This window comes from Mesorhizobium sp. M7A.F.Ca.CA.004.04.2.1 (assembly GCF_004022825.1).
Classification (GTDB): domain Bacteria; phylum Pseudomonadota; class Alphaproteobacteria; order Rhizobiales; family Rhizobiaceae; genus Mesorhizobium.
In genome coordinates this window covers 1-5,086 of the sequence record NZ_RZPH01000400.1, presented here as the reverse complement: position 1 = coordinate 5,086, position 5,086 = coordinate 1, and the positions used below count along the sequence as shown (strand labels likewise).

Annotated in this window: 6 protein-coding genes and 1 pseudogene; 3 read left to right on the top strand and 4 right to left on the bottom strand. The window is 64.3% G+C overall.

What is annotated here, in order from left to right; genetic code table 11:
- The 3 genes and pseudogenes from EN893_RS18400 to EN893_RS18390 all read right to left on the bottom strand — a co-directional run.
- Window positions 1-307 (bottom strand): annotated as a pseudogene (locus EN893_RS18400) (phosphatidylserine/phosphatidylglycerophosphate/cardiolipin synthase family protein); the annotation flags it as partial.
- The gene (locus EN893_RS18395; protein WP_127268689.1) at window positions 304-747 is read right to left on the bottom strand and encodes a hypothetical protein; all 444 of its coding nucleotides are present in this window, start codon (window positions 745-747) and stop codon (window positions 304-306) included. The gene EN893_RS18395 and the pseudogene EN893_RS18400, both read right to left, overlap by 4 nt.
- A 98-nt stretch (window positions 748-845) precedes the next feature.
- A complete protein-coding gene (locus tag EN893_RS18390; RefSeq protein WP_127268690.1) occupies window positions 846-1,727 on the bottom strand; it encodes a LysR family transcriptional regulator in 882 nt (293 codons plus the stop codon).
- A gap of 214 nt (window positions 1,728-1,941) precedes the next feature.
- Here EN893_RS18390 and EN893_RS18385 point away from each other — a divergent pair, with 214 nt between their 5' ends.
- Both EN893_RS18385 and EN893_RS18380 read left to right on the top strand, forming a co-directional pair.
- On the top strand, window positions 1,942-3,438 hold the full coding sequence (locus tag EN893_RS18385; protein WP_128361686.1) for a CoA-acylating methylmalonate-semialdehyde dehydrogenase: 1,497 nt from the start codon (window positions 1,942-1,944) through the stop codon (window positions 3,436-3,438).
- 217 nt (window positions 3,439-3,655) lie between these two features.
- Entirely contained in the window at window positions 3,656-3,913 is a 258-nt protein-coding gene (locus EN893_RS18380) for a hypothetical protein (RefSeq protein WP_127268692.1), read from the top strand.
- Between the two features lie 96 nt (window positions 3,914-4,009).
- Here EN893_RS18380 and EN893_RS18375 read toward each other — a convergent pair whose 3' ends face one another.
- Window positions 4,010-4,660, bottom strand: coding sequence for a GntR family transcriptional regulator (locus EN893_RS18375; protein ID WP_236383238.1), 651 nt, complete (start codon window positions 4,658-4,660; stop codon window positions 4,010-4,012).
- A gap of 111 nt (window positions 4,661-4,771) precedes the next feature.
- On the opposite strand from EN893_RS18375, the gene EN893_RS18370 reads away from it, so the two are divergent.
- A partial coding sequence (locus EN893_RS18370) for a dihydrodipicolinate synthase family protein (RefSeq protein WP_206640134.1) occupies window positions 4,772-5,086 on the top strand: 315 nt, incomplete at its 3' end.

Genomic DNA, 5,086 nt, shown 5'->3' with positions numbered 1-5,086 from the left:
GGAAATCGCTGTTGCGGATCTCATGGCGGTCGTGACCGAAAGGGCCGGTGCCGTTGGCGCGGTCCATGGCGCCGAGCTGGTGATGGGCGAGCAGCGCCAGGAACCGTTTTTCGTAGTCGTTCGTACCGGCGTCACCGAAAAACTGCGCGGTGGCGATCCGCGGCCCAGCTGTCTCGGCGGAGAGCGCGGGTCGCGCGCAAGCGCTCTGGCCTTGCAGGAGATCGCAGGCATTGCGGCCAGCGCCGGCACAGCCGGCAATGACAGCCAGCCCGAACAGAACGATGGCGATGGATGCGCGACCCTTCACCCGGGCGCTCCGGCCTTCAGGGCGCTCAATTGCGCGGGATCGCGCGGCGGCATGAAGCCCTGCGGGAAGACCTTGCAGACGGGAATGGCGAAGGTGGCGATCAACAGTTCGGCCTCGCCGCGCATTTTGCGTGGCGTTGTCTTGTCGTCGCGGATCGCTTTCGCCGAGGCGACCAGGGTGCCGTCGCAGTCGCAATGGTTGTGGCGGGCGATATAGCAGGCATCATGCGTCTGGCAGACCGCGTCGAGGCGGTCGGCCGGCCGGGCCGATAGATCGCCGGTGCGGGTGCCAGGGCCGCAATAATTGCCCAGGACGAAAGGCGAAGGCCGCGCCATGGCGTAGCGGATCGGCTTGGGCAGCTCGGCCTCCGGGACCTTCGTCCACGGGTTGGCGCAAGCGGAAACGAAAAGCAGCGGCAGGATGGCAAGAACGGCTCGCATGTCTATCCGCGCCAGCTTTCTAAGGGATCGTCTCTACGCGGCGGCTGCACGCCTGATGCCATTCTGGCCGGTTTTGTGGCAAGGAAAAGGCGGCACGGCTAAACAAATAGGCTCCGCTCCCGCTCCACCATCTTGGTGATGAAGCTGGCGACGATCTGGACGCGGCGCAGCGGCCTGACCGATTCGTGATAGACCAGCCAGTAGGCACGGCGGATCGGCGCGACCACATCGACGGATACCAATTCCGGCATCGAGCGGGCGACGAAGGTGTGCAGGATGCCGATGCCGGCGCCCGAGCGCACCGCCTCGGCCTGGCCGAGTGCGGAGGAGATGGCGAAACTGGTGCGCCAGTCGGCGCTGAATTCGCCCGCATAGTCGAGCGAGGGACTGACGATGAGGTCGGGTACGTAGCCGATCAGCGTGTGCTGGCCGAGCTCGGCGGCGGTTTTGGGCAAGCCATGCGCTTCAGCATAAGCGCACGAGGCAAACAGGCCGAGCGAGTAGTCGACCAGCTTTCCCGCCACCAGCCGGCCTTCTGTCGGCCGCTCGACGGTGATGGCGATGTCCGCCTCGCGGCGCGACAAGGAAAAGGAGCGCGGCACCGGCACAAGCTGGATCGTCAGCTCGCGGTGCAGGGCGGTCAGTTCGCCGAGGCGCTTGGCCAGGAAGGCGACACCAAAACCATCAGGCGCGCCGATGCGCACCGTGCCGGAAACGTCGTCGCCTTCGCCTGAAATGGTCGAGCGCGCGGCGATCATGTCGCCCTCCATGCGCTCGGCAATGTCGAGAAAACGCTCGCCGGCGGGCGTCAGCTCGCTGCCGGTGGTCAAGCGGCGAAACAGCTTTGTCCGCAGCGCTTCCTCGAGTGCGGCGATGCGGCGTGAGACGGTGGCGTGGTTGAGCTCCAGCCGTTTGGCGGCGCCAAGGATCTGGCCTGCGCGCGCCACGGCGAGGAAGATGCGGACGTCATCCCAGTTCATGGGGAGGGTCCAGATGACAATTATCGACGCTGCGTTCTGTGGTGGAACTCAATCTCTCAATCCGCACGGCAGCAATTGCATCCCACCATTTGCGGGAATTGATGCTCGCTCGTCAATCGTTATCTATTCTCCGCACAACGGTTGCGTTCTCACTCGCGTTGCCATCCGCCGGCCAAAGGCGGACAATGCAGCATCACAAACAGGGAGAGAAATCATGATTGACTATGGTCATTTCATTGGCGGCAAGCATGTCGCCGGGACCAGCGGCCGCAAGCAGGATGTCATGCAGCCGATGGACGGCTCCGTGCGCGGCACGGTGGCGTTGGCCTCGCAGGCGGAACTGCGCGCGGCGGTCGAGAATGCCAAGGCAGCGCAGCCGAAATGGGCCGCGACCAACCCGCAGCGCCGCGTACGCGTGCTGATGAAGTTTCTCGAACTGGTCGCGCGCGACTATGACGAACTGGCCGACATCCTGGCGCGCGAGCACGGCAAGACGATCGCCGACGCCAAGGGCGACATCCAGCGCGGCCTCGAAGTGGTCGAGGTCTGCATCGGCGCACCGCACATGATGAAGGGCGAATTCACCGACGGCGCCGGCCCCGGCATCGACGTCTATTCGATGCGCCAGCCGCTCGGCGTCGTCGCCGGCATCACGCCGTTCAACTTCCCGGCGATGATCCCGCTGTGGAAGATCGCGCCGGCCATCGCCTGCGGCAACGCCTTCATCCTGAAACCGTCGGAACGCGATCCCGGCGTGCCGATGCGTATCGCCGAACTGTTCCTCGAAGCCGGCCTGCCGGCAGGCATCCTCAACGTCGTCAATGGCGACAAGGACGTGGTCGACGCCATCCTCGACGATCCCGATATCAAGGCCATCGGCTTTGTCGGCTCGACGCCGATCGCCCATTACATCTATTCGCGCGGCACGGCCGCCGGCAAACGCGTGCAGTGCTTCGGCGGTGCCAAGAACCACATGATCATCATGCCCGATGCCGACATGGACCAGACCGTCGATGCGCTGATCGGTGCCGGCTACGGCTCGGCCGGCGAGCGCTGCATGGCGATCTCGGTCGCCGTCCCGGTCCGCCACGATACCGCCAACCGGCTGATGGAAAAGCTGATCCCGCGGGTCGAGAGCCTGAAGGTCGGTCCTTCGACGGACTCTTCCGCCGATTTCGGCCCGCTGGTGACGGCGCAGGCATTGGAACGGGTCAAGGGCTACGTGGATACCGGCGTCAAGGAAGGCGCCAAGCTGGTCGTCGACGGCCGCGGCTTCTCCATGCAGGGCTATGAAGACGGCTACTATATGGGTGGCTGCCTGTTCGACAACGTGACCGCGGACATGCGTATCTACAAGGAAGAGATCTTTGGGCCGGTGCTCTCTGTTGTGCGCGCCCCGACCTATGAGAGCGCGATCAAGCTCGCCAACGATCACGAGATGGGCAATGGCGTCGCCATCTTCACCCGTGACGGCGATGCCGCGCGCGACTTTGCAAGCCGTGTCCAGGTCGGCATGGTGGGCGTCAACGTGCCGATCCCGGTGCCGATCGCCTATTACACGTTCGGCGGCTGGAAGGCATCTTCGTTCGGCGATCTCAACCAGCACGGCCCGGACGCGTTCCGCTTCTACACCAAGACCAAGACGGTGACCTCGCGCTGGCCGTCCGGCATCAAGGATGGTGCCGAATTCGTCATCCCGACGATGAATTGACCGGACAACAAATTGATTTGGATTAAGGCCCGGGCGCTCGCGCCCGGGCGTTTTTTTGCAATCCGGCCGCGACCCTATCCGCTTGAACGCTAATGTGATGGAACCAAGTAGGCCTCTGCCGTCTTGGTCTGCAGTCCTGCCGCAAGGAGGTACGGCAGATCAAGCAACGGCGCTGGCGACAGCTTCGGGGACATCGTCTGGCGCAAGGAGGTGTCAGATGACCCGTCTTGTGGCAACGCTATTTTTCGTGGCAATTTCTGCGTTTCCCGCCGTCCCGGCGCTGGCGGCGCAATGCGCGGCCCGTGCGGATATGATCAAAGCGCTCGGCGAAAAATTCCACGAAAGCGAGGCGGCGCGCGGCCTGGTCAACCCGAGCCTGATTCTTGAGATATTCGTCTCCGACCAGGGCACCTGGACAATTCTTGCCACCGACACGCATGGTCAGAGCTGCGTCATCACGGCAGGCGAAGGCTGAGACGGTCCGTTGATGGCGGCGGCTGCCTTGCCCGGGACTTGACCCGAGCTTCGAGGAAGCGCCGGCGACGAAAGCGCACCGGATATAAAAGGACGTTCAGCGCGTGGCGGCCGTCTCCGCGTGGCCGCGCAGTAGCGCCATCAGGCGTTTGGCATCCTTGGCCGCGGCCTCCTCGTCGCCGGCAAGGATCGAGCGGATCAGCGCGACATGGTGCTCGGCGGATTCGGCAAGGCCGGTCTCGGCCTTGTAGCGGAACCAGAAGCGGCGGCTATGGGTCTGCAAGGGGGCGGCCAGACGGGCGGCGAAGGGATTGTCGGCAGCCAGCGCCAGCGCTTCGTCGAGTGCCTTGTCGGCCTGGATGAAGGCAAGCACATTACCCGAGATCACCGCCTTCTGCATGGCAAGCGCTGCTTCGTGAAACAGGTCGGCGGCTTCGCGGGTGACGAAGCGGGCGGCCGAGCGGGCGAGCACCACCTCGACGCCGCGACGCGCATCGAGGACGCGCAACCAGTCGCCGGGATGGAGCGGGGCGATGGCGATGCCGGCGCGCGGCCTGACGTCGAGCAGCCCTTCCCATGCCAGCCGCTGGATCGCTTCGCGCACCGGTGTCCTGCCAAGCCCGAGCCTGTCGATCAGAGCGCCCTCGGTGACGAAGCTTGCCGGGGCCAGTTCGAGCGTGACGATCATGTGCTCGAGCACATGGTAGGCCCTGGTCGCGGCCGGCTCTGCCGGGAGGCTTGCTGCCATGGATATCAAATGCGCTCTCCTGATATATCTTGAATATATCATAACGGAATCCGCATTGACAGCGGGTTTGTTAATAGATATACCGCTGATATATCAGATGGAGAGATGATCATGTGGACCGGAGTTTTCCCTGCCGTCACGACCAAATTCACCGCGGATGATCGTCTCGATCATGCCGAGATGGAGCGCTGCTTCAGCCTGCAGATGGAGGCCGGCTGCGACGGCATCATCGTCTGCGGATCGCTCGGCGAGGGGCCGATGCTGTCGCCCGACGAGAAGATCGAGGTGCTGAAGACCGCACAGAAGGTCGCCGGCAAGAAGCCGGTGCTGCTGACCGTCAACGAGGCCGGCACACGCGAGGCGGCCAGCATCGCCAAGCGCGCCGCCAAAGAAGGCGCCAATGGCCTCATGGTCGTGCCGAGCCCG

Bases quoted from the DNA above. Each gene is read 5' to 3' on its own strand.
- EN893_RS18395 (WP_127268689.1), bottom strand. From the start codon at position 747: ATGCGAGCCGTTCTTGCCATCCTGCCGCTGCTTTTCGTTTCCGCTTGC.
- EN893_RS18390 (WP_127268690.1), bottom strand. From the start codon at position 1,727: ATGAACTGGGATGACGTCCGCATCTTCCTCGCCGTGGCGCGCGCAGGC.
- EN893_RS18380 (WP_127268692.1), top strand. From the start codon at position 3,656: ATGACCCGTCTTGTGGCAACGCTATTTTTCGTGGCAATTTCTGCGTTT.
- EN893_RS18375 (WP_236383238.1), bottom strand. From the start codon at position 4,660: ATGGCAGCAAGCCTCCCGGCAGAGCCGGCCGCGACCAGGGCCTACCAT.
- EN893_RS18385 (WP_128361686.1), top strand. From the start codon at position 1,942: ATGATTGACTATGGTCATTTCATTGGCGGCAAGCATGTCGCCGGGACC.